The organism is Streptomyces pactum (assembly GCF_002005225.1).
GTDB classification, from domain to species: Bacteria; Actinomycetota; Actinomycetes; order Streptomycetales; family Streptomycetaceae; genus Streptomyces; species Streptomyces pactum_A.
Map to the genome: position 1 here is coordinate 4,457,221 of NZ_CP019724.1, position 21,653 is coordinate 4,478,873.

Consider the following 21,653-nt stretch of genomic DNA (forward strand, 5'->3'; position numbering starts at 1 on the left):
CTGTTTCACGTGAAACCCATCGATCCGCGTCTTCTGCGGTACGCCCGCGCCACCAGGTTCTTCCTGACGGCGATCGTCGTCCTGGGTGCCGTCGGCGCCGGGCTGCTCGTCGCACAGGCGATGCTCATCGCAGAAGTGGTGGTGGGTGCCTTCCAGCACGGCATGGCAACCGCCGAGCTCCGCACCCCCTTGCTGCTGTTGGTGGCCGTCGCCGGCGGACGTGCGCTGGTCGGCTGGCTCACCGAGCTGGCCGCGCACCGGGCGAGCGCAGCAGTGAAGTCGGAGTTGCGAGGCCGCCTGCTGGAGAAGGCCACCGCGCTCGGCCCCGGCTGGCTGAGCGGGCAGCGGACCGGGTCGCTGGTGGCGCTGGCCACCCGGGGAGTCGACGCCCTCGACGACTACTTCTCGCGCTATCTGCCGCAGTTGGGTCTCGCGGTGGTCGTACCCGTGGCGGTGCTGGCCCGCATCGTCACCGAGGACTGGGTATCGGCGGCCATCATCGTCGGCACCCTGCCGCTCATCCCGATCTTCATGGTGCTGATCGGCTGGGCCACACAGTCTCGGATGGACCGTCAGTGGCGGTTGCTGTCCCGGCTGTCCGGGCACTTCCTGGACGTGGTCGCCGGGCTGCCGACGCTGAAGGTTTTCGGGCGGGCCAAGGCCCAGGCCGAATCGATCAAGCGCATCACCGGCGAGTACCGGCAGGCGACCATGCGTACGCTGCGGATCGCCTTCCTGTCGTCGTTCGCGCTGGAACTGCTCGCCACACTCTCCGTGGCACTCGTCGCCGTCACCATCGGCATGCGGCTCGTCCACGGTGACATGGCCCTGTACGACGGCCTGGTGGTCCTCGTGCTGGCGCCCGAGGCCTATCTGCCGCTGCGGCAGGTGGGGGCGCAGTACCACGCGGCGGCGGAGGGGCTCGCCGCCGCCGAGGAGATCTTCGAGGTGCTGGAGAGGCCCGTGCCGGCCTCGGGGACCGGCCCCCTGCCGACGGACGGTGCGCTGTCCTTCGAGGGCGTGACCGTCCGCTATCCCGGACGTGCCGCGGACGCCGTGGCGGACGTGAGCTTCACCGTCGAACCGGGCGAGACGGTGGCGCTCGTCGGCCCGAGCGGCGCGGGCAAGTCGACGCTCCTCAACGCCCTCCTCGGCTTCGTGCATCCGGTCGGCGGACGAGTGCGTATCGGGGGAGCCGATCTCGACTCCCTCGACCTGACGCAGTGGCACGCCCGCGTCGCCTGGGTTCCGCAGCACCCCCACCTGTACGCCGGCACCATCGCCGAGAACGTACGGCTGGCCCGGCCCGACGCCGACGACACCGCCGTGCGGCGGGCGCTGCGGGACGCGGGCGCGCAGGAGTTCGTGGACGCGCTGCCCGAGGGGGCGGGGACGGCGCTCGGGGAAGACGGCGCCGGGTTGTCCGCCGGGCAGCGGCAGCGGCTGGCGCTGGCCCGGGCGTTCCTCGCGGACCGGCCCGTGCTGCTGCTCGACGAGCCGACGGCCGCCCTGGACGGTGCCACCGAGGCAGAGGTCGTGGCGGCCGTGCGCAGGCTGGCGGAGGGGCGGACGGTGCTGCTGGTGGTGCACCGGCCGGCGCTGTTGGAGGTGGCCGACCGGGTGGTGCGGCTGGAGGAGCCGGCACCCGCCGCCGCGATCGACGGCACCTCCGCGGCGACTGTCGCCCGTCCTCTGGAAGAGGCCGTTGGAGCCACCGCTCCGGCATCGAGCGGGGATCCGGCCCCCTCGGCGGAGGCCGAAGGCGGCGGCGTCCTCGCCCGAGTGCGGGCGATGTCCGCCGCCCGGCGTGGACGGCTCGGTCTCGCGTTGCTGCTCAGCAGCCTGGCGCTTGGCAGCGCCGTCGGTCTGATGGCCACGTCCGGGTACCTCATCTCGCGGGCCTCCGAGCAGCCGCCGGTGCTGTATCTGATGGTGGCCGTGACGGCGACGCGCGCCTTCGGCATCGGGCGGGCCGTGTTCCGCTACGCCGAGCGGCTCGTGTCGCACGAAGCCGTGCTGCGGATGCTGGCCGACACCCGGGTCGCCGTGTACCGGCGCCTGGAGCGCCTGGCACCCGCCGGGCTGCGCCGCAGCCGCCGGGGCGATCTCCTCTCCCGGCTCGTCGCCGACGTGGACGCCCTCCAGGACTACTGGCTGCGCTGGCTGCTGCCCGCGGCGTCCGCGGTGGTCGTCTCGGCCGCGTCGGTCGGTTTCACGGCCTGGCTGCTGCCGGAGGCGGGCGTCGTGCTCGCGGTCGGTCTGCTGGCGGCCGGAGCCGGGGTGCCACTGGTCACCGGCGCCGTGGCTCGGCGGGCCGAGCGCAGGCTCGCTCCGGCCCGCGGCGTGCTCGCCACCCGGGTGACCGACCTGCTCACCGGCACCGGCGAGCTGACCGTCGCCGGCGCTCTGCCCGCGCGGGCCGCCGAGGCGCGCCGGGCCGACGGCGTGCTCACCAGGATCGCCTCGCGTGCCGCCACCGCCACCGCGCTGGGCGACGGGCTCACCGCGCTGATCTCCGGCCTGACCGTCGCCGGGACCGCCCTGGCCGGGATCCAGGCGGTCGCCGACGGCCGGCTCGCCGGCGTGGCCATGGCCGTCGTGGTGCTCACTCCGCTGGCGGCCTTCGAGGCCGTACTCGGGCTGCCGCTGGCCGTGCAGTACCGGCAGCGCGTGCACAGGAGTGCCGAGCGGGTGTACGAGGTGCTCGACGCCCCGGAGCCCGTACGGGAGCCGGAGGCGCCCAGGCAGGCGCCCGCGTCGCCGTTCCCGGTCGTCCTCAAGGGGCTGGCCGCCCGCCACGCCGGGCAGGACCGGGACGCCCTGGCGGGGCTCGATCTGACGCTGCCGGAGGGCCGCCGCGTCGCCGTCGTCGGACCGTCCGGGTCCGGCAAGACGACCCTGGCCCAGGTGCTGCTGCGGTTCCTCGACGCCAAGGTGGGCTCCTACACGCTGGCGGGTGTGGACGCCTACGCCCTGGTCGGTGACGATGTACGGCGGCTCGTCGGGCTGTGTGCCCAGGACGCGCACCTCTTCGACAGTTCGGTGCGCGAGAACCTGCTCCTGGCCAGGAAGGACGCCACCGAGAGCGAGCTGCGCGACGCACTGGGGCGCGCCCGGCTGCTGGACTGGGCCGACAGCCTGCCCGACGGCCTGGACACGCTGGTCGGGGAGCACGGGGCACGGTTGTCCGGCGGGCAGCGGCAGCGGCTGGCACTCGCCCGGGCGCTGCTCGCCGACTTCTCCGTCCTGGTACTCGACGAGCCCGCGGAGCACCTCGACCTGCCGACCGCCGACGCGCTCACCGCCGATCTGCTGGCCGCCACCGAAGGCCGTACCACCCTGCTGATCACGCACAGACTGGTGGGTCTGGCGGCCGTGGACGAGGTCATCGTCATGGACGAGGGCAGGGTCGCGCAGCGGGGGACGTACGCGGAGCTGGCCGCGGTGCCGGGGCCGCTGCGGGCGATGGCGGAGCGGGAGGCCGCGTCGGAGCTGCTGGTGGGAGCGGAGTGACCGGCAGCCCGTGTCAGGGCTCTCGAAATTTTTCACGAATACGACTTTCCTGAACAAAAAGGTCTCACTAGGCTCGGGTCATGCCCCCAGCACCGCCTCCTGGCCCCCCGCCGCACCGTGCGGGGGCCTCGGCCGAGCTCCTGTCACGGGTGCCGAAACTGCTGGACGCGGTGCGGTCCGTCGGCAGCGGACTGGAGCTGCACTCCACGCTGCACCGGATCTGTGAGACGGCGGCCGATCTGGCGAACGCCCGGTACGCGGCCATCGGCGTCATCGGCGAGGACGGCGACGGCCTCGCCGACTTCGTGCACCACGGTGTCGACGACGCGACCGTCCGGCGGATCGGCCACCTTCCCGACGGCCACACAGGCCTCCTGGGCGCCCTCATCCGCGACCCGGAGCCGGTCCGGCTCACGGACCTGAGGGAGGACCCGCGCGCGTGCGGTTTCCCCGAGCACCACCCGCCGATGCGCAGCTTCCTCGGCGTCCCCATCCGCGTACAGGGCGAGGTCTACGGCAATCTCTACCTGACGGACAAACACGCGGGGGAGCCGTTCAACGACTACGACCTCGCCATGGTCCGCGTCCTGGCCACGGAAGCCGGTATCGCCATCGGCAACGCGCGTTTGTACGAGGCCGCCCAGCAGCGGGAGCGCTGGGTCGACGGGTCGGTCGCCGTGACCACCGCGCTGCTTTCCGGCGGCGATGTGGACGACGCGCTCCAAGTCGTCGCCGACCAGGCCCGCCGGCTCTCCGGGGCGGCCGCCGGGATCGTGCTGCTGCCTGCCGACGAGGGCGGCCTGGAGGTCGCGGCCGTGGCGGCGGAGCGTCCCACGAAGGCTCTGGGCATGCTCATCCCGTCGGAGAACGGCATCGTCGCCGAACTGCTCGCGGGCCGATCCGTGTTCGTGGACGACGCCGCAACCGACCCGCGCCTGGAAGCCGGACCGGTGCGCGCGTACGGACCGATCATGCTGCTGCCCCTGTGCCGGGACGGGCGGGTCCTCGGCAGCCTCGTCATGCCCCGCGCCCGGGGCGAGCGCCCGTTCACGAAGGCGGAACGCGCGCTCGGCGACCGGTTCGCCTCGCAGGCCGCGCTGGCGCTGATGATGGCCGACGCCCAGCGAGACCGGGAGCGGCTCGCGGTCTACGAGGATCGGGACCGCATCGCCCGGGACCTGCACGACCTCGTTATCCAGCGGCTGTTCGCCACGGGGATGATGCTGGAGAGCGCCCAGCGCAGGTCGGTCGTGCCCGAGGTGCGCGACGGGGTGGGCGGGGCCGTCGACGAACTCGACGTCACCATCCAGGAGATCCGCTCGGCGGTCTTCGCACTGCGGCAGCCCGCCGAGACACCGGCGGGGCTGCGCACCCAGGTGCTGCGCGAGATCACCATGGCCGCGGTCCCGCTCGGCTTCACGCCCGCGCACCGCTTCGTCGGTCCGGTCGACACCACCGTCGGTGAGCTGACCGGCAAGAACCTCATCGCCGCGCTGCGCGAGACCCTGTCCAACGCCTTCCGTCACGCCCACGCCACCCGTATCGAAGTGGTCGTCGACGTGACGGCGACTCTGCCGGACGGCCGGCGGGGCGTGCGGTTGACCGTCGCGGACGACGGCGTAGGCATTCCCGAGGGCGGCCGGCGCAGCGGCCTGCACAACCTCGAGCGCCGTGCCGAGAGCATCGGCGGCACGAGCCGGCTCGGCCCGGGCATCAGGGCGGACGGCGCCGGTACGACGGTGCTGTGGGAGGCGCCGTACTGAGCGCCGCCGACGTGGTGTTGCCCCATGTGCAGCAGCCGTACTGAGCCGAGTGCAGCAACCGGTCCCCCACTCGTACGACCTGAACAAGACCGTGCGCCCCTGCCCGGGCCACGATCGCTGACATGCGCTCACCTCGTCGCCGTCCACGGATCGTTCCGGTGGTGCTGTGCGCGCTCGCCGTGCTCGCGGCCGGACCCACCGACGGCACGGACGAGGACGACGGCTCCGTTCCCGCACTGGGCGCGCATGTGGCGCGGCTGTACGAGGACGCGGCCAGGGCCACCCAGCAGTACGAGGACGGGCGGCGCGAGGCCGAGGTGCAGCGGTCGAAGGCCCTGGAGCACGAGAAGCGGCTCGACCGGCATCGGCAGAAGATCGACTCCATGCACGAGGACCTGGGCCGGATCGCCCGTGCCCAGTACCGCAGCGGCGGCGGGCTACCGCTCACCGCACAGATGATCCTCGCCGACGACCCGGACGAGCTGATGCGTGGTCAGCGGGCGTACTCGCGCGCGGATCTGGCGGTGAGCAATGCCATCGGAAGGAGCCTGCGGGCCGAGGCGCGACTCGCCGCCGACGAGGCGGAGGCGCAGGCGGCTTGGCAGGCGCTGGAGGAGCGCAACGCCGCTCTGGCGGAGCTGAAGAAGCAGGTCGAGGGCAAGCTGGAGGCGGCGCGGTCGCGGCTGGAGGGGCAGGCGGACGCCTCGGTCGCGGCCGGTTCATGTCCCGGAGCGGTCCGTCTCGACCAGCCGTACGGGCGTACCGGCCGGTCCTGGGTGGCTCCGGTGGAGGCGTACGAGCTGTCGGCGTCCTTCGGCAGCGGTGGGAGGCGGTGGGCGAACCGGCACACCGGCCAGGACTTCGCGGTGCCGGTCGGGACACCGGTGCGGTCGGTCGGCGCGGGCCGGGTGGTGAAGGTGTCGTGCGGCGGCGCCTTCGGGATCCAGGTCGTGGTCCAGCACGCGGGCGGCTACTACACGCAGTACGCCCATCTCGCCGCTGTCGCCGTCGACCAGGGCGACCGGGTCCGTCCCGGGCAGTGGGTCGGACAGTCGGGCAGCACCGGCAACTCCACCGGCCCGCACCTGCACTTCGAGGTACGGATCACCCCGGAGATGGGATCGGCGTTGGACCCGGTGCCGTGGCTGTCACGTCACGGAGTGCCGCTCTGACGGGATCGGGAGTCCTGCGGGAGCGTGAGTCCCGGGGGCCGGGGCGCGCTCGGGCCGGGACGAGCCGCCGGACCAGGAGGCGCTGCCGGGCCGGGGCACCCGGGACCGGCCGCTAGGGCAGGTCCGCGAGCATCCGCTCGATCACGACCGCCACCCCGTCGTCGTTGTTCGCGACGGTCCGCCCCGACGCGGCGGCGATCACGTCCGGGTGCGCGTTGCCCATCGCGTACGACCGCCCCGCCCAGGTGAGCATCTCCACGTCGTTCGGCATGTCACCGAAGGCGACGACTTCCTCGTGCGAGATGCCACGCTCGGCGCAGCACAGGGCGAGCGTGCTGGCCTTGGAGACCTCCGGCCCGCTGATCTCCAGCAGGGCGCTCGGGCTGGAGCGGGTGACGTTGGCGCGGTCGCCGATGGCGAGGCGTGCCAGCGTGAGGAATCCGTCGGGGTCCAGCTCGGGATGGAAGGCCAGGATCTTGAGGACCGGCTCGGCGGAGGCGCGACCGCCCGGCGCCAGGATCTCCTCGGCGGGCAGGAGGTCGTCTGGGACCTCCATGTGCAGCTTGGGGTACGCCGGCTCCTGATGGAAGCCGTACGTCTGCTCGACCGCGTACACCGTGCCGGGCGCCGCCTCGCGCAGCAGCCGCACGGCCTCCAGCGCGTTGTCCCGGGCCAGCTCCCGGACCTTCACGAACCGATGGGCGCCGGGGCCGCCGTGCAGGTCGACCACGGCGGCCCCGTTGCCGCAGATGGCGAGGCCGTGACCGTGGACGTGGGCACTCACGACGTCCATCCAGCGGGCGGGACGGCCGGTGACGAAGAAGACCTCGATGCCCGCCTTCTCGGCGGCGGCGAGCGCGGCGACCGTGCGCGGTGAGACCGACTTGTCGTCGCGCAGCAGTGTGCCGTCGAGGTCGGTGGCGATGAGCCGCGGGCGGGTGGCGGCGGCCGGGGGCTCGGACTGTCGGGTCGCTGAGGTCACCCGGTCATTGTCACGCATATGCCTGCACGATCGTGCACGAGTCCGCACATCTGTGAGCTACGGCTCTCATTGCCTGAGCTGCGCCAGTGCCTCCATGGCGATCCGCTCGAAGATCTTCTCGTCCGCCGTGAAGTCCGAGTCGGGGATCGGCCAGTGGACGACGAGCTCCGTGAAGCCCAGGTCGCGGTGCCGGCCGGCGAAGTCCACGAACGCGTTCACGGATTCCAGTGGCCGGCTGCGGTCGGGTGTGAAGCCGGTGAGCAGGACCCTGTCCAGCTCACTGACCTCGCGGCCGATCGCGGCGCAGGCGTCGGCCAGCTTGTCGCTCTGCTCCCGCAGTGCCCGGTCCGACTGCTCAGGAGTGCCGGTCTCATACAGTTTCGGGTCGCCGGTGGTCACCCACGCCTGTCCGAACCGCGCGGCGAGCCGCAGCCCGCGCGGACCGGTCGCGGCCACCGCGAAGGGCAGCCGTGGCTGCTGTACACAGCCCGGGATGTTGCGTGCCTCGTGCGCCGAGTAGTAGTCACCCTCGTACGACACGGCGTCCTCGGTCAGCAACCGGTCGAGGAGCGGGAGGAACTCGGCGAGCCGGTCGGCCCGCTCGCGTGGAGTCCACGGCTCCTGGCCCAGGGCGGTGGCGTCGAAGCCGGTGCCACCGGCTCCTATGCCGAGCGTGACCCGACCGCCGGAGATGTCGTCGAGGGAGATCAACTCCTTGGCGAGCGTCACCGGGTGCCGGAAGTTCGGCGAGGTCACCAGGGTGCCCAGGCGCAGCCGATCGGTGACGGCCGCGGCAGCGGTGAGCGTCGGCACGGCACCGAACCACGGGCCGTCCCGGAAGCTTCGCCAGGACAGGTGGTCGTAGGTGTACGCGGTGTGGAAACCGAGTTGCTCAGCACGCGTCCAGGTCGAACGGCCGCCTTCGTGCCACCGGCGGTACGGGAGGATCACGGTGCTCAGACGCAGACTCATGCCTCCGAGCCTATGCCGCCGCCTCCGGTTTCACGTGAAACAGCCACCGGTGTCACCGTGCGCGACTGCTCAGCCACGGGGTGAGGAGGATCATCGGCACGAACTCCTTGTGCGTCCGGTCACCCGGCAGCGGCACGATCAAGCGGCGCCCCTTGACGAAGGCGAGACCGCCGAAGACGGAGTGGAGGAACGCGGGGACGTCGTCGCGCGGGATGTCGGGGCACTCGACGTCCTCGACGGTGATCAGGGCGTCGCCCTCGGAGAAGAGCCGGACACTCACCCGGGGCACTCCGCCGAACTCGACGAACGCCTCGTGGGGGAGGGAGCCGTCGGCGTCGGTGGTCACCCCCACGCCTGCGGCGGTGCGGCGGGAGGTCTGGTCGGCGCCGATGTCGTCGGTGACCTCGATCTCCACCGCGTACTGCGCGGCGATGGCGCGGAGAGCGGTGACAGCGGCCTGGGTGGTGGGCAACTGCTTCATGCCACCGATCATGCGGGATCAGTGGCGGGCGGGAAAGCGCACATAACGTGGTGGCACGTTCTTCGTCAGCCAGACCCCGTTCGCGCTGACGTGGAAGACGTGTCCGTCGCGGTGCATGGCGGCGGCGTCCACCGACAGCACGACCGGCCGACCGCGGCGGGCACCGACCCTGGTCGCGGTCTCGCGGTCCGGTGAGAGGTGCACGTCGTGCCGGTTCATCGGTCTCAGTCCCTCGGCGCGGATGGCGTCCAGATGCCGGGCCACGGTGCCGTGGAAGAGATAGGGCGGCGGGGCCGCCGGGGGCAGCGCGAGGTCCACGTCGATGCTGTGACCCTGGCTGGCGCGGATACGCGTTCCCTCGATCGCGAAGCGCCGTTTGTCGTTGGTGGCGACCACGTGATCGAGCTCGGCACGGGTGAAGCGGAAGCCGTGCGCGGAAGCCGCGGCGATCAGCGTGTCGATCTCGACCCAGCCCCCTTCGTCGAGCGTGAGACCGATGCTCCCCGGTTGGTGGCGCAGGTGCTTCGACAGATACTTGGACACCTTCACGGTGCGGGTGCGTCTGTCGTCCATGTGCCCCTGCCTGTGTTCCCGCCTGTTCTTCTGTGGCATGGACCAAGCCTGCCGAGAGAGACACGCATCACGCGATCGGTTTTGCCGCCGAGGTTTGATCCACAGTCAAGTCAGGTTATCCACAGGGTGCTTGGGCCTTTCTGTGGAAACTACAGCGGCGGTTTCACACGCGCGAGCCGCCTCAACGCCCCCGGAAGGAAACGGGACATGAGATGGGCGCCCCGGGCCTCCGGTGTCACCGGCACCACGGCCTTGTCGCGCACGACCGCCTCCAGGACGGCGTCGGCGACCTTCTCCGGCGGGTAGTTGCGCAACCCGTACCACCGCGCCGTGCGCCGCTGCCGTCGCTTCTCCTCGTCGGCGTCGACCCCCGCGAAGTGCGCCGTGGAGGTGATGTTGGTGTTGACGAGACCCGGGCAGATCGCCGTGACACCGATCCCCTGCCCGGCCAGCTCGGCGCGCAGGCACTCGCTCAGCATCAGCACCGCCGCCTTGGACGTGCTGTAGGCGGGCAGTGCCCTGGAGGGCTGGAAGGCCGCCGCCGACGCGGTGTTGACGATGTGGCCGCCCTGCCCGCGCTCCGCCATCTGCCGGCCGAACAGGCGGCAGCCGTGGATCACTCCCCACAGATTGACGTCGAGGACCTTCTTCCAGTCCTCCGGCGTGGTGTCGAAGAAGGAGCCGGACATGCCGATCCCGGCGTTGTTCACGAGGATGTCCACCACGCCGTACTCGGCGGCGACCTTGGCCGCGAGCTTCTCCATGGCCTGCTCGTCGGAGACGTCGGCGGTCTCCGCCCAGGCCGCCGGCGCACCGATCAACCGGGACAGCTCCGCCGTGCGGGCGGCGGACTCGGTGTCCCGGTCGACGGCCACCACGCGCGCGCCGGCCTCGGCGAACGCGAACGCCGTCGCCCGCCCGATGCCGTTGCCCGCGCCGGTGACCAGCACGAGCTGCCCACCGAAGCGGTCGGCGTACTTCCCGCTCGCCGCGACCTCGGACCGCCCGCCGTCGACGGCGGTGACGAACTCCGTGATCCAGTCCGCCAGCCGGTCCGGCCGGGTGCGCGGCACCCAGTGCTTGGCGGTCAGTGTGCGGCGGGTCAGCCGCGGCGCCCACAGCTCCAGCTCGTCGTAGAGCCGCTCCGACAGGAACGCGTCGCCGAGGGGCGTGATGAGCTGCACGGGCGCGTGCGCGTAGGCGTCGTCGCGCGGCCGGCGCAGCCGGGGCCGGACGTTGTCCCGGTACAGCCACGCCCCGTGCGCCGCGTCCGTCGGCAGGGACGGGGTCGGGTAGTCACCGCCGGGCACCTTCTCGACGCGCCGGAGGATGCCCGGCCAGCGCTTGCCGAGGGGGCCGCGCCAGGCCAGTTCGGGCAGTACGGGCGTGTGCAGCAGGTAGACGTACCAGGACTTGGCGCCCTGGCCGAGGAGCTGGCCGACCCGGCGCGGGGTGGGGCGCCTGAGACGCCTGTTGATCCAGTGCCCGAAGTGGTCCAGGGAGGGACCGGACATCGAGGTGAAGGAGGCGATGCGGCCCTCGGTACGCCTGACCGTCACGAACTCCCAGGACTGCACCGAGCCCCAGTCGTGGCCCACCAGGTGCACGGGCCGGCCGGGGCTGACGGCGTCCGCCACGGCCAGGAAGTCGTCCGTCAGCTTCTCCAGGGTGAACCCGCCGCGCAGCGGGCTCGGCGCGGTGGACCGGCCGTGGCCCCGGACGTCGTAGAGAACCACGTGGAAGCGGTCGGCGAGGCGGGTGGCGACCTCGGACCAGACCTCCTTGCTGTCCGGGTAGCCGTGCACCAGGACGACCGTGGGCTGCTGCGGATCGCCCAGCTCGGCCACGCACAGCTCGACCCCGCCCGTGCGCACCCAGCGCTCCCGCGCACCGTCCAGGACCGTCATTTCTCCTCCGCCCAGCGCCGCACGTGCGGCAGATCGTCGTCCAGCCAGAAGGCGCTCTGCTCGGGATCCGCGGAGTCGGTGACGACGAGGATCTCCTCGAACTTCGCACCGGTGCCCCGGAAACCGAGGTGGGGTTCGACCGCCCAGAGCCCCGGCCGGGGCGGGTGGTCGGAGAAGCGGTACGGCGACCACAGCGGGGACCAGCCCTCGCGGTGACCGTGCAGCGCGTCGCCGGCCAGGCCCTTGAGCGACTGGGTGCCGAAGCCGAACAGGCGCGGGGACAGGCGCCGCTCCCGGACCCGGTCCACCTTGTGGGCGATCACGCCGAAGGGGTAGGCGCGGTGCCGGTTCGCGTAGCCCTGGCGGACCATGAGCCGGTCCACGTCCTCGTAGATCTCCCGCAGCGGACGGCGTTCGCGCACCTCGCGCAGGATCAGCTCGCGGTGCGCCTCCAGGTCGGCCATCAGCCGCTGCCGCACCGGGTTGGGGCCGAGCGAGCCGGAGTAGCCGATGTCGGCGGTGAAACCCCGGTACACCGGGGCCATGTCCAGGATGAACGGCATGCCCGGCTCCAGTCGGCGCCCCGTGGGGAAGAACTGCAGCGGAACGCGGAAGTCCGTGAACGCCGTGCGGTCGCCGAACCAGGCGAAGGGCAGGTGGAACCAGTCCCGAACGCCCCGCTCCCGCAGCCACTCGCGCTGCATCCGGGCCGCCTCGCGCTCGGTCACCCCCGGCTCCAGCCGGTCCGCCACCGCCTCGGCGCACTCGTAGGCGAGGCGCTGCACCTGCCGGAACCCCCGCAGCTCCGTGCGGAGTTCCGCTGCCACTGCCGTCGTCATGCCACCTCGTTCCACCCGTCGCTCCGTCCACCCGCCCACGAGCCGGGCGAGGTCCGCGCCGACCGGGCTACTCGCCCGTAACGTGACGTCGCCGAATCTCCCAGTTGTTAGACCCGGCGTCAATAGGGCGGGACGCGCGGGCCCGGGAGACCGCTCCGTAGCTCTCAAGCACGGCATCCCCTACGGGCCCGTACTACTCGAGTCTGACTCCAAGACGGCTCTCCGGTCTGATGACCGCAGTGGCGCCCGTCACTACTGTCATGGGTGTGACTGTGATCGCGACCGAAAGCCTGAGCAAGCGGTTCCCCCGGGTGACCGCGCTCGACCGGCTCTCCGTGGACGTCGGACCCGGTGTGACCGGACTCGTCGGTGCCAACGGCGCCGGCAAGTCCACCCTGATCAAGATCCTGCTGGGTCTGTCTCCCGCCACCGAGGGCCGGGCCGAAGTGCTCGGACTCGATGTCGCCACCAAGGGCGCCGACATCCGCGAGCGAGTCGGCTACATGCCGGAACACGACTGCCTGCCGCCCGACGTCTCGGCCACCGAGTTCGTCGTCCATATGGCACGCATGTCCGGCCTGCCGCCCACCGCCGCCCGCGAACGCACCGCCGACACCCTGCGCCACGTCGGACTGTACGAGGAGCGCTACCGGCCCATCGGCGGCTACTCGACCGGCATGAAGCAGCGCGTGAAGCTCGCGCAGGCACTCGTGCACGACCCGCAGCTAGTCTTCCTCGACGAGCCCACCAACGGCCTCGACCCGGTCGGCCGCGACGAGATGCTCGGCCTCATCCGCCGCATCTACACCGACTTCGGCATCTCCGTCCTGGTCACCTCGCACCTGCTGGGCGAACTGGAACGCACCTGCGACCACGTAGTCGTCGTGGACGGCGGCAAGCTGCTGCGCTCCAGCTCCACCACGGACTTCACCCAGACCACGACCACCCTCGCGATCGAGGTCACCGACACCGACGAGCACCCCGACGGCACCCGCGCGGTGCGCGACGCGCTCGACGCGCGCGGAGTGACCGTCCAGGACGGCAGCGGCCTGCCCGGCGCCGGCCACGTCCTGCTGCTCACCGCGGCGGGCGAAGAGACCTACGACCTGGTCAGAGACGTCATCGCCGACCTCGGCCTCGGTCTGGTGCGCATGGAGCAGCGCCGGCACCACATCTCGGAGGTCTTCACGGACAGCGACGCAGAACGGAAGGAGGCGGTCGGCCATGGCAACTGAACAGCCCACAGCCACGGTCCCGGGTGACCAGACCCGCATCCACAACATCGGCTACCGCAGCTACGACGGCCCCCGCCTCGGCCGCGCCTACGCCCGCCGCTCGCTGTACTCGCAGTCCCTGCGCGGTGCCTACGGCCTCGGCCGCTCGGCCAAGTCCAAGGTGCTGCCGATGCTGCTCTTCGTGGTGATGTGCCTGCCCGCGGCCATCATGGTCGCCGTCGCCGTCGCCACCAAGGCGAACGACCTGCCCCTGGACTACACGCGCTACGCGATCGTCCTGCAGGCCGTCATCAGCCTCTACGTCGCCTCGCAAGCCCCCCAGTCCGTCTCGCGCGACCTGCGCTTCAAGACCGTGCCGCTGTACTTCTCGCGGCCGATCGAGACCGCCGACTACGTCCGCGCCAAGTACGCGGCGCTGGCCTCGGCGCTGTTCATCCTCACCGCCGCCCCCCTGGTGGTGCTCTACGTGGGCGCGCTGCTCGCCAAACTCGACTTCGCGGACCAGACCAAGGGGTTCGCACAGGGACTCGTCTCCGTGGCACTGCTCTCGTTGCTCTTCGCCGGCCTCGGCTTGGTCGTCGCGTCGGTCACCCCGCGCCGCGGCTTCGGCATCGCGGCCGTCATCGCCGTCCTCACCATCACCTACGGAGCGGTCTCCACGCTCCAGGCCATCGCGGACGTCCAGGGCAGTTCCGGGGCCGTCGCCTGGATCGGCCTGTTCTCGCCGGTCACCCTCATCGACGGCGTGCAGTCCGCCTTCCTGGGCGCCACCTCGGCCTTCCCCGGCGGGGTCGGTCCGAGCAACGGCGAGGGCGCGGTCTACGTCCTCGTCACCCTGGGCCTCATCGCCGGCGCCTACGGCCTGCTGGTGCGCCGCTACAAGAAGGTGGGACTGTGACCACGCTGAACATCGACCACGTCTCCCGCTGGTTCGGCAACGTGGTCGCCGTCAACGACATCACCATGACGATCGGCCCCGGCGTCACCGGCCTCCTCGGGCCCAACGGCGCGGGGAAGTCCACCCTCATCAACATGATGGGCGGCTTCCTCGCCCCCTCCACCGGCACCGTCACCCTCGACGGCCGGCCCGTCTGGCGCAACGAGGCCATCTACCAGCACATAGGCGTCGTCCCCGAGCGCGAGGCGATGTACGACTTCCTCACCGGCCGCGAGTTCGTCCTCGCCAACGCCGAGCTGCACGGCCTCGGCGCCAAGGCGGCCCACGAAGCGCTCGCCACGGTCGAGATGGAGTACGCGCAGGACCGGAAGATCGCCACGTACTCCAAGGGCATGCGGCAGCGCGTGAAGATGGCGAGCGCCCTCGTCCACAACCCCTCGCTGCTCCTGCTGGACGAGCCCTTCAACGGTATGGACCCGCGCCAGCGCATGCAGCTCATGAACCTGCTCCGGCGCATGGGCGACGAGGGCCGCACGGTGCTGTTCTCCTCGCACATCCTCGAAGAGGTCGAGCAGCTCGCCTGGCACATCGAGGTCATCGTCGCCGGACGGCACGCGGCCAGCGGCGACTTCCGCAAGATCCGCCGCCTGATGACCGACCGGCCGCACCGCTACCTGGTGCGCTCCAGCGACGACCGGGCCCTCGCGGCGGCGCTCATCGCCGACCCGTCGACGTCCGGCATCGAGGTCGACCTCGCCGAGGGCGCGTTGCGCATCCAGGCCGTCGACTTCGGCCGGTTCACGGCCCTGCTGCCGAAGGTCGCCCGCGACCACGGCATCCGGCTGCTCACGGTCTCGCCGTCCGACGAGTCCCTCGAGTCCGTCTTCTCGTATCTCGTCGCGGCGTAGGAGGCCGAAGAATGTACGACCCCACAGTCGCCAGGCTCACCTACCGAGCCCTGCTCGGCCGCCGCCGGGCCCTCATCCTGGGCGCGTTGCCCCTGCTGCTGCTCGTCATCGCCGTGGCGGTGCGCGCACTGGCCGGGGCCGACGACCAGACCGCGGCGGACGTGCTGGGCGGATTCGCCCTCGCCACCATGGTGCCGATCATCGGCGTCATCGCCGGCACGGGAGCCATCGGCCCCGAGATCGACGACGGCTCGGTGGTGTATCTGCTGTCCAAGCCGATCAAGCGGCCGACGATCATCTTCACCAAGCTGATCGTCGCCATCGCCGTGACGATGGTCTTCTCCGCCGTGCCCACCCTGCTCGCCGGCCTGATCCTCAACGGCAACGGCCAGCAGGTCGCCGTCGCCTACACGATCGCCGCGCTGGTCGCCTCCATCGCCTACGCCGCGCTGTTCCTGCTGCTGGGCACGGTGTCCCGGCACGCGGTGGTCTTCGGGCTCGTCTACGCCCTCGTCTGGGAGGCCCTGTTCGGCTCCCTGGTGCCCGGCGCCCGCACCCTGAGCGTCCAGCAGTGGTCGCTGGCGGTGGCCCAGAAGGTCGCTGACGGGAACCTGGTGACCTCCGACGTCGGCCTGCCCACCGCCACGGTGCTGCTGGCCGGGGTCACCGTGCTCGCGACCTGGTACGCGGGCCAGAAGCTGCGGTCGCTCACGCTCGCCGGGGAGGAGTGATGCGGTGATCCGGGGCCCCGCTCCTGACGGGGCCTTCACCCCGGCGCGGGCACACTGGGCCGGCAACGCACGGGGGAGACACGGGGGACGCAGGACTGGGAGGAACCGGGATGGCGGGTCGGACACCTCAGCAGAACGGCCGCGGACAGCCGGAGGACGGTGCCGGGGACGGCACCCCGGACGGCGCCGGTGACGACACCTGGGACGGCCTCGTCCTGGACGAGGAGTTCATACGCGAGGCCGGGACCTCCGAGCCGTCGGCCCGCGCCCGGATGCTCGCCGCCCGCTGGAGCCGCGAGAAGCCGGAGCCGCAACCGTGGCGCTCCGACGAACCGCCCGCCGGATGGTTCTTCAGCAAGAGCCGCCGTCGCAGGTGGCGCCGACGGTAACGCGGCGTACGTCCGCTTTTAATCGGTGGCGCCCGGCTTTCCGTACCGGCACTGTGGTGGTGCACGAGGCCGGACGGCGCCGACGCATCGGGCGGCCGCTTCGAGCACGCGAGACGCCTCGCGTGGGCCGACCGACGGGGACATCGGCGCCGTCCGGACCGTGCGGCTGGAGCTGGGTCTCGGAGCCCCGAAGCCTTCCTTCTTCTTTTCGGCGGCGGCAGGGTCAGGCTTCTCGTCGGGGGCGGGGATCAGGCCGCCAGCCGCTCCAGTACCACCGCGATACCGTCCTCGTCGTTCGAGGACGTCACCTCGTCGGCCACCGCCTTCAGCTCCTCATGGGCGTTGGCCATCGCCACGCCCCGGGCGGCCCAGCCGAACATCGGGATGTCGTTGGGCATGTCGCCGAACGCGATCGTGTCCGCGGCCTTCAGACCGAGCCGACGCGCCGCCAGGGACAGGCCGGTGGCCTTGGACAGGCCGAGAGGGAGCAGCTCGACGACGCCCGCGCCGGCCATGGTCACCGTGACGAAGCCGCCCGCGGTGTGCCGGGCCGCCTCGGCCAGCTCGTCGTCCGACAGGGTCGGATGCTGGATGTAGATCTTGTTCAGCGGCGCCGACCAGAGGTCCGAGGCGTCGGTGAAGGGCACCGCCGGCAGGTCGCCCCCGACCGCGTAGCCCGGGCCGACCAGGACGTCGCCGTCCAGGCCGTCACGGCTCGCCGCCAGGTACAGCGGGCCGGTCTCCGCCTCGATTTTCGCCAGTGCCACCCCGGCCAGTTGACGGTCCAGTGTGACCGAGGTCAGCAGCCGGTGCTCCCCGGCATGGTAGACCTGCGCGCCCTGACCGCAGACGGCCAGCCCGTCGTAACCGAGGTCGTCGAGGATGTGCCGGGTCCACGGGACCGCGCGGCCGGTGACCACGATGTGGGCCGCGCCCGCCGCGGTGGCCGAGGCGAGCGCCTCGCGGGTACGTGACGAGATCGAGTCGTCACCGCGCAGCAGCGTGCCGTCGAGGTCGGTCGCGATCAGCCGGTACGGGAAATTCCCGGCCGAACCGACGTCGGGACTCGCGGCGGAGCCGTTGTCGATCACTTGGCCACCGGCTCCAGGACCTCCCGGCCGCCCAGGTACGGGCGCAGCACCTCGGGCACGCGCACCGAGCCGTCGGCCTGCTGGTGGTTCTCCAGGATCGCCACGATGGTGCGCGGTACGGCGCACAGCGTGCCGTTGAGTGTGGCCAGCGGGCGGACCTTCTTGTCCTCACGCACCCGGATCGACAGTCGGCGCGACTGGAACTCGGTGCAGTCCGAGGTCGAGGTCAGCTCGCGGTACTTGCCCTGGGTCGGGATCCACGCCTCACAGTCGTACTTGCGCGCGGCCGAGGAACCCAGGTCGGCCGAGGCGACGTCGATGACCCGGAACGGCAGTTCCAGCGACGTCAGCCACTGCTTCTCCCACTCCAGCAGGCGCTGGTGCTCGGCCTGCGAGTCCTCGGGGAGGACGTAGGAGAACATCTCGACCTTGTCGAACTGGTGGACCCGGAAGATGCCCTTGGTGTCCTTGCCGTGTGAGCCCGCCTCACGGCGGAAGCAGGGCGAGAAGCCGGCGTAGCGCAGCGGCAGGCGGTCGGCGTCCAGGATCTCGTCCATGTGGTACGCGGCGAGGGGCACCTCGGACGTGCCGACCAGGTACAGGTCGTCCTTGTCGAGGTGGTAGACGTCCTGGGCGGCCTGGCCGAGGAAACCGGTGCCGGCCATCGACTGCGGGCGCACCAGCGCCGGGGTCAGCATCGGCGTGAAGCCGGCCGCCGTGGCCTGGGCGATCGCCGCGTTGACCAGGGCGAGCTCCAGGAGCGCGCCGACGCCGGTCAGGAAGTAGAAGCGCGAACCGGAGACCTTGGCGCCGCGCTCGACGTCGATGGCGCCGAGGAGCTGGCCCAGCTCCAGGTGGTCCCTGGGCTCGAAGCCCTCGGCCGCGAAGTCGCGGTGGGTGCCGTGTGTCTCCAGCGTGTCGAAGTCCTCCTCGCCGCCGACGGGGACGTCGGGGTGGACGAGGTTGCCGAGCCGCTGGAGCAGCTCCTGGGTCTCGGCGGCGGCCTTGTCGCGTTCGGCGTCGGCCGCCTTGACGTCGGCGGCGAGCTGGCTCGCCCGTTTCAGCAGTTCGGCCTTCTCGTCACCGGAGGCCTTGCCGATGAGCTTGCCGAGGCCCTTCTGCTCGGCGCGCAGCTCGTCGAAGCGGACGCCGGACGACCTGCGCCGCTCGTCGGCAGACAGGAGGGAGTCGACGAGCGCGACATCCTCTCCACGGGCGCGCTGCGACGCGCGCACACGGTCAGGGTCCTCACGGAGCAGGCGAAGGTCAATCACGCGGTCAAGGCTACCGGTGTGCGGTGACGGGTCTCGACTCACTATGGGCGAACACCGCTCTCACGTTCCGTTATGAGGGAATTGCGGCATGTGTACTTCTGTTCTCGCGGGTCAATGAATGGCGATCCATTCCCCGGAACGGGGCGGCAGGTGGACGGCGGGTTGACCGCATTCGTTAGTGGAGACCGGGACTTGGGCCTCCGGCGGCGCTTGTCTGTCCACAGGAATCCCCGATCCGGAAAAGTTATCCACAGGCTGTGCGAAAGATCTGTGGACTCGCGGGAAGTGATCATTTCCAATTCCCGAAGCGGGCCGCGCAAACCCTTCACGCCCCCACTTTCGAGTGGAAACGGGACACTCGGTGTCACTCCGGAGGATGGAGGGCGAGAAACAGGTGGACGAAGGGTGACCTGTGCGCCTGTGGACGAAGTGGGAAGCTGTGGGGGATTTGTCGACTGAATCCCACTTGGTTGTCGACTTGTCCCCAGGTCGAGAAGCGGACCTGTGGATAACTTGCAGATCCCTGTGGACAACGAAAATCAGCAGGTAGGACTGGCCGGTTCCGGCCGTCAGAAACGGCCGTCCTGGCAACGCGCCACCCAGTCCGCCGCAGCGACGAACGCCTCGTCCGAGGTGCCCGGCCGCAGGGCGCCCACGTCCGCCGGCTCGACCTCCGCGCGCGGGTACGAACCCAGGTAGCGAACCTGGAGGCAGGTCCGCTTCAGGCCCATCAGGGCGTCAGCCACCCGGCGGTCGGAGATGTGTCCCTCGGCGTCGATGCAGAAGCAGTAGTTGCCGATGCCGGCACCGGTGGGCCGGGACTGCAGAAGCATGAGGTTGATGCCCCGGGTGGCGAACTCGCCCAGCAGGTCGCGCAGGCCGCCGGGATGGTCGTCGCGCTGCCAGAGCACGACAGACGTCTTGTCCGCGCCGGTCGGTGCCGCGGGCCGGGCGGGCCGGCCGACCAGCACGAAGCGTGTCTGGGCGTTCTCCGCGTCGTGGATGTCGGACTCCAGGACCTCCAGGCCGTAGCGCTCCGCGGCGAACTCGCCGGCGAAGGCCGCGTCGTAACGGCCCTCCTGCACCAGGCGGGCCCCGTCGGCATTGGAGGCGGCCGACTCCCAGGCGACGTCCGGGAGGCGCTTCTTGATCCAGTTGCGCACCTGGGGCTGGGCGGCCGGATGGGCGGTGACCGTCTTGATGTCCGACAGTTCGGTGCCGGGGCGGACCAGCAGCGCGAAGGTGATGGACAGCAGCACCTCGCGGTAGATCATCAGCGGCTGGCCGGCGACCAGCTCGTCGAGGGTGGTGGTGATGCCGCCCTCGACGGAGTTCTCGATCGGCACGAACGCGGCCTCGGCCTCGCCGTTGCGCACCGCGTCGAGCGCCGACTGGACGGAAACGTACGGGACCAGCTCCCGGGTCGCCGTCTCCGGAAGTGTGCGCAGAGCGACTTCGGTGAAGGTGCCTTCGGGGCCGAGATACGCGTAACTGGCTGGCATGACCTCACCCTAGTGGGCCCGGAGAGAAGGAGAGGAGGCTCCCGCGTCCCGCACCTGCCTGTGCCCGGGATGACTCCCCGCCGGTTTCACCCCTCCAGCAGCCGCTGGCCCACGTACTCCCCCTGCGCCGCCCCACCCGGCACCGCGAACAGACCGCTCGCCTCGTGCCGGATGAACCGCGACAGCGCGTCGCCCCGGTCCAGCTTGCGCTGCACCGGCACGAAGCCGCGCAGCGGGTCGGCCTGCCAGCAGATGAAGAGCAGACCCGCGTCGGGGACGCCGTCCGCGTCGAAGCCGTCGTGGTACGAGAAGGGGCGCCGGACCATGGCCGCGCCGCCGTTCTGGTCGGGGCGGGTGATGCGGGCGTGGGCGTTGATCGGAATGACCAGGTTCCCGGCCTTGTCCGTCTTCTCCAGGTCCATCTCGGTCGTCTCGATGCCTCCGGACAGCGGTGCCCCGTCGGACTTGCGGCGCCCGATGACGTCCTCCTGGGCCTTGACCGAAAGCGTCTCCCAGTCGTCGAGGAGCATGCGGATGCGGCGTACGACGGCGTAGGAGCCGTTCGCCATCCATGCCTGCTCGTTCTTCCCGGCTTGCTCGGACTTCTCGGGGACGAAGACCCGCTGTTCGAAGTCGGTGTCGGCGGGCTTCGGGTTGCGGGTGCCGTCGACCTGGCCCATGAGGTTGCGGGCGGTCATGGGATGCGCGGTGGCTCCCGGTGAGCGGTTGAAGCCGTTCATCTGCCAGCGGACGCGCGCGGCCGACCCGGCGTCCTGCTGGATCGCGCGCAGGGCGTGGAAGGCGACGAGGGCGTCGTCGGCGCCGATCTGCACCCACAGGTCACCGTTGCTGCGGCTCTTGTCGAGGTGGTCCGAGGAGAAGTCGGGCAACGGATCGAGGGCGACCGGGCGCTGCTCCTCCAGGCCGGTCCGGCCGAAGAAACTGTGCCCGAATCCGAAGGTGACGGTCAGCGAGGAGGGCCCCGCGTCCCGGGCCACGCTGGTGTCACGGGTGCCGGCAGGCTCCCCCGCCATCAGCCGCCGGGCGGTGTCGGACCAGCGGCGCAGCAGCGCGGCCGCCTCCTTGCGGCCGGCGCCCGCCGCCAGGTCGAAGGCGACGAGGTGGCCGCAGGCCTGCATCGGGGTGGTGATGCCGGGCTGATGTTTCCCGTGAAACATCACCCGCTCGCTGCCCAGCGAGGTGAGCGGCGTGGCTGCGGAGGAGGGCGCGGCGGCGTAACCCGCGGCGCCGCCCGCCGCGCCGAGTACGAGCCCGGTGGCGCCGGCGGTGCCGAGCAGCCGCCGCCGCGAGATGCCCTCGTGGGCGGTGGCTCCCCCGGTGTCGAGCGGCCCGGAGCCGTCGGGCGCCCCGCGGGTCGCCTCGGGGGTACGGGCCTGCGGGATGGACTGGTCAGCCATGGTGC

Annotated in this window: 18 protein-coding genes; 8 read left to right on the forward strand and 10 right to left on the reverse strand. The window is 71.4% G+C overall.

Going from position 1 to position 21,653, the window contains the following annotated elements; all coding sequences use genetic code 11:
- Window positions 1-9 precede the first annotated feature (9 nt).
- The 3 genes from cydD to B1H29_RS18865 all read left to right on the forward strand — a co-directional run bounded on the left by cydD (window position 10) and on the right by B1H29_RS18865 (window position 6,448).
- A complete protein-coding gene (cydD, locus tag B1H29_RS18855; RefSeq protein WP_055422089.1) occupies window positions 10-3,513 on the forward strand; it encodes a thiol reductant ABC exporter subunit CydD in 3,504 nt (1,167 codons plus the stop codon).
- 80 nt (window positions 3,514-3,593) lie between these two features.
- Window positions 3,594-5,276, forward strand: a complete 1,683-nt coding sequence (locus tag B1H29_RS18860) for a sensor histidine kinase (RefSeq protein ID WP_055422088.1) — start codon at window positions 3,594-3,596, stop codon at window positions 5,274-5,276.
- Window positions 5,277-5,398: 122 nt separating this feature from the next.
- Window positions 5,399-6,448: a M23 family metallopeptidase gene (locus tag B1H29_RS18865; RefSeq protein ID WP_055422087.1), complete on the forward strand. Its 1,050-nt coding sequence runs from the start codon at window positions 5,399-5,401 to the stop codon at window positions 6,446-6,448.
- A 112-nt stretch (window positions 6,449-6,560) separates the two neighbouring features.
- On the opposite strand, the gene B1H29_RS18870 is transcribed toward B1H29_RS18865, so the two are convergent.
- The 6 genes from B1H29_RS18870 to B1H29_RS18895 form a co-directional block, all read right to left on the reverse strand.
- Entirely contained in the window at window positions 6,561-7,448 is an 888-nt protein-coding gene (locus B1H29_RS18870) for an HAD family hydrolase (protein WP_055422086.1), read from the reverse strand.
- 48 nt (window positions 7,449-7,496) lie between these two features.
- Window positions 7,497-8,402: an LLM class flavin-dependent oxidoreductase gene (locus B1H29_RS18875; protein WP_055422085.1), complete on the reverse strand. Its 906-nt coding sequence runs from the start codon at window positions 8,400-8,402 to the stop codon at window positions 7,497-7,499.
- Window positions 8,403-8,454: 52 nt separating this feature from the next.
- Window positions 8,455-8,895 (reverse strand): hypothetical protein, encoded by a 441-nt coding sequence (locus tag B1H29_RS18880; RefSeq protein WP_055422084.1) that lies wholly within the window; start codon window positions 8,893-8,895, stop codon window positions 8,455-8,457.
- 6 nt (window positions 8,896-8,901) lie between these two features.
- Window positions 8,902-9,456, reverse strand: a complete 555-nt coding sequence (locus tag B1H29_RS18885) for an RNA 2'-phosphotransferase (RefSeq protein WP_055422083.1) — start codon at window positions 9,454-9,456, stop codon at window positions 8,902-8,904.
- A gap of 149 nt (window positions 9,457-9,605) precedes the next feature.
- Window positions 9,606-11,363: an SDR family oxidoreductase gene (locus B1H29_RS18890; RefSeq protein ID WP_055422082.1), complete on the reverse strand. Its 1,758-nt coding sequence runs from the start codon at window positions 11,361-11,363 to the stop codon at window positions 9,606-9,608.
- Complete coding sequence (locus B1H29_RS18895) at window positions 11,360-12,202, reverse strand: M24 family metallopeptidase (protein ID WP_055422081.1); 843 nt, start codon at window positions 12,200-12,202, stop codon at window positions 11,360-11,362. The genes B1H29_RS18890 and B1H29_RS18895 overlap by 4 nt, the downstream gene beginning before the upstream one ends.
- A gap of 272 nt (window positions 12,203-12,474) precedes the next feature.
- Between B1H29_RS18895 and B1H29_RS18900 the strand changes: the two genes are divergently transcribed.
- From B1H29_RS18900 to B1H29_RS18920, 5 genes are all read left to right on the forward strand, one after another.
- A complete protein-coding gene (locus B1H29_RS18900) occupies window positions 12,475-13,437 on the forward strand; it encodes an ABC transporter ATP-binding protein (protein WP_055422180.1) in 963 nt (320 codons plus the stop codon).
- A complete protein-coding gene (locus B1H29_RS18905; RefSeq protein ID WP_055422080.1) occupies window positions 13,427-14,335 on the forward strand; it encodes a hypothetical protein in 909 nt (302 codons plus the stop codon). The genes B1H29_RS18900 and B1H29_RS18905 overlap by 11 nt, the downstream gene beginning before the upstream one ends.
- Window positions 14,332-15,243, forward strand: a complete 912-nt coding sequence (locus B1H29_RS18910; RefSeq protein WP_055422079.1) for an ABC transporter ATP-binding protein — start codon at window positions 14,332-14,334, stop codon at window positions 15,241-15,243. Before B1H29_RS18905 ends, B1H29_RS18910 begins: the two co-directional genes overlap by 4 nt.
- 11 nt (window positions 15,244-15,254) lie before the next feature.
- Window positions 15,255-15,974 (forward strand): ABC transporter permease subunit, encoded by a 720-nt coding sequence (locus tag B1H29_RS18915; RefSeq protein WP_055422078.1) that lies wholly within the window; start codon window positions 15,255-15,257, stop codon window positions 15,972-15,974.
- A gap of 110 nt (window positions 15,975-16,084) precedes the next feature.
- Window positions 16,085-16,363 (forward strand): hypothetical protein, encoded by a 279-nt coding sequence (locus B1H29_RS18920; RefSeq protein ID WP_055422077.1) that lies wholly within the window; start codon window positions 16,085-16,087, stop codon window positions 16,361-16,363.
- 248 nt (window positions 16,364-16,611) lie between these two features.
- On the opposite strand, the gene B1H29_RS18925 is transcribed toward B1H29_RS18920, so the two are convergent.
- From B1H29_RS18925 to efeB, 4 genes are all read right to left on the reverse strand, one after another.
- Complete coding sequence (locus B1H29_RS18925; protein ID WP_055422076.1) at window positions 16,612-17,454, reverse strand: HAD family hydrolase; 843 nt, start codon at window positions 17,452-17,454, stop codon at window positions 16,612-16,614.
- Window positions 17,451-18,728 (reverse strand): serine--tRNA ligase, encoded by a 1,278-nt coding sequence (gene serS, locus B1H29_RS18930; protein WP_055422075.1) that lies wholly within the window; start codon window positions 18,726-18,728, stop codon window positions 17,451-17,453. Before serS ends, B1H29_RS18925 begins: the two co-directional genes overlap by 4 nt.
- A gap of 569 nt (window positions 18,729-19,297) precedes the next feature.
- On the reverse strand, window positions 19,298-20,230 hold the full coding sequence (gene pheA / locus B1H29_RS18935) for a prephenate dehydratase (RefSeq protein ID WP_055422074.1): 933 nt from the start codon (window positions 20,228-20,230) through the stop codon (window positions 19,298-19,300).
- 86 nt (window positions 20,231-20,316) lie between these two features.
- Window positions 20,317-21,648 (reverse strand): iron uptake transporter deferrochelatase/peroxidase subunit, encoded by a 1,332-nt coding sequence (efeB, locus tag B1H29_RS18940; protein ID WP_055422073.1) that lies wholly within the window; start codon window positions 21,646-21,648, stop codon window positions 20,317-20,319.
- Window positions 21,649-21,653 lie beyond the last annotated feature (5 nt).

Excerpts from the sequence above, each read along its gene's own strand:
- B1H29_RS18860 (WP_055422088.1), top strand. The coding sequence starts at position 3,594 with ATGCCCCCAGCACCGCCTCCTGGCCCCCCGCCGCACCGTGCGGGGGCC.
- B1H29_RS18865 (WP_055422087.1), top strand. The coding sequence starts at position 5,399 with ATGCGCTCACCTCGTCGCCGTCCACGGATCGTTCCGGTGGTGCTGTGC.
- B1H29_RS18870 (WP_055422086.1), bottom strand. The coding sequence starts at position 7,448 with ATGCGTGACAATGACCGGGTGACCTCAGCGACCCGACAGTCCGAGCCC.
- B1H29_RS18875 (WP_055422085.1), bottom strand. The coding sequence starts at position 8,402 with ATGAGTCTGCGTCTGAGCACCGTGATCCTCCCGTACCGCCGGTGGCAC.
- B1H29_RS18880 (WP_055422084.1), bottom strand. The coding sequence starts at position 8,895 with ATGATCGGTGGCATGAAGCAGTTGCCCACCACCCAGGCCGCTGTCACC.
- B1H29_RS18885 (WP_055422083.1), bottom strand. The coding sequence starts at position 9,456 with ATGGACGACAGACGCACCCGCACCGTGAAGGTGTCCAAGTATCTGTCG.
- B1H29_RS18890 (WP_055422082.1), bottom strand. The coding sequence starts at position 11,363 with ATGACGGTCCTGGACGGTGCGCGGGAGCGCTGGGTGCGCACGGGCGGG.
- B1H29_RS18895 (WP_055422081.1), bottom strand. The coding sequence starts at position 12,202 with ATGACGACGGCAGTGGCAGCGGAACTCCGCACGGAGCTGCGGGGGTTC.
- B1H29_RS18905 (WP_055422080.1), top strand. The coding sequence starts at position 13,427 with ATGGCAACTGAACAGCCCACAGCCACGGTCCCGGGTGACCAGACCCGC.
- B1H29_RS18915 (WP_055422078.1), top strand. The coding sequence starts at position 15,255 with ATGTACGACCCCACAGTCGCCAGGCTCACCTACCGAGCCCTGCTCGGC.
- B1H29_RS18920 (WP_055422077.1), top strand. The coding sequence starts at position 16,085 with ATGGCGGGTCGGACACCTCAGCAGAACGGCCGCGGACAGCCGGAGGAC.
- pheA (WP_055422074.1), bottom strand. The coding sequence starts at position 20,230 with ATGCCAGCCAGTTACGCGTATCTCGGCCCCGAAGGCACCTTCACCGAA.
- efeB (WP_055422073.1), bottom strand. The coding sequence starts at position 21,648 with ATGGCTGACCAGTCCATCCCGCAGGCCCGTACCCCCGAGGCGACCCGC.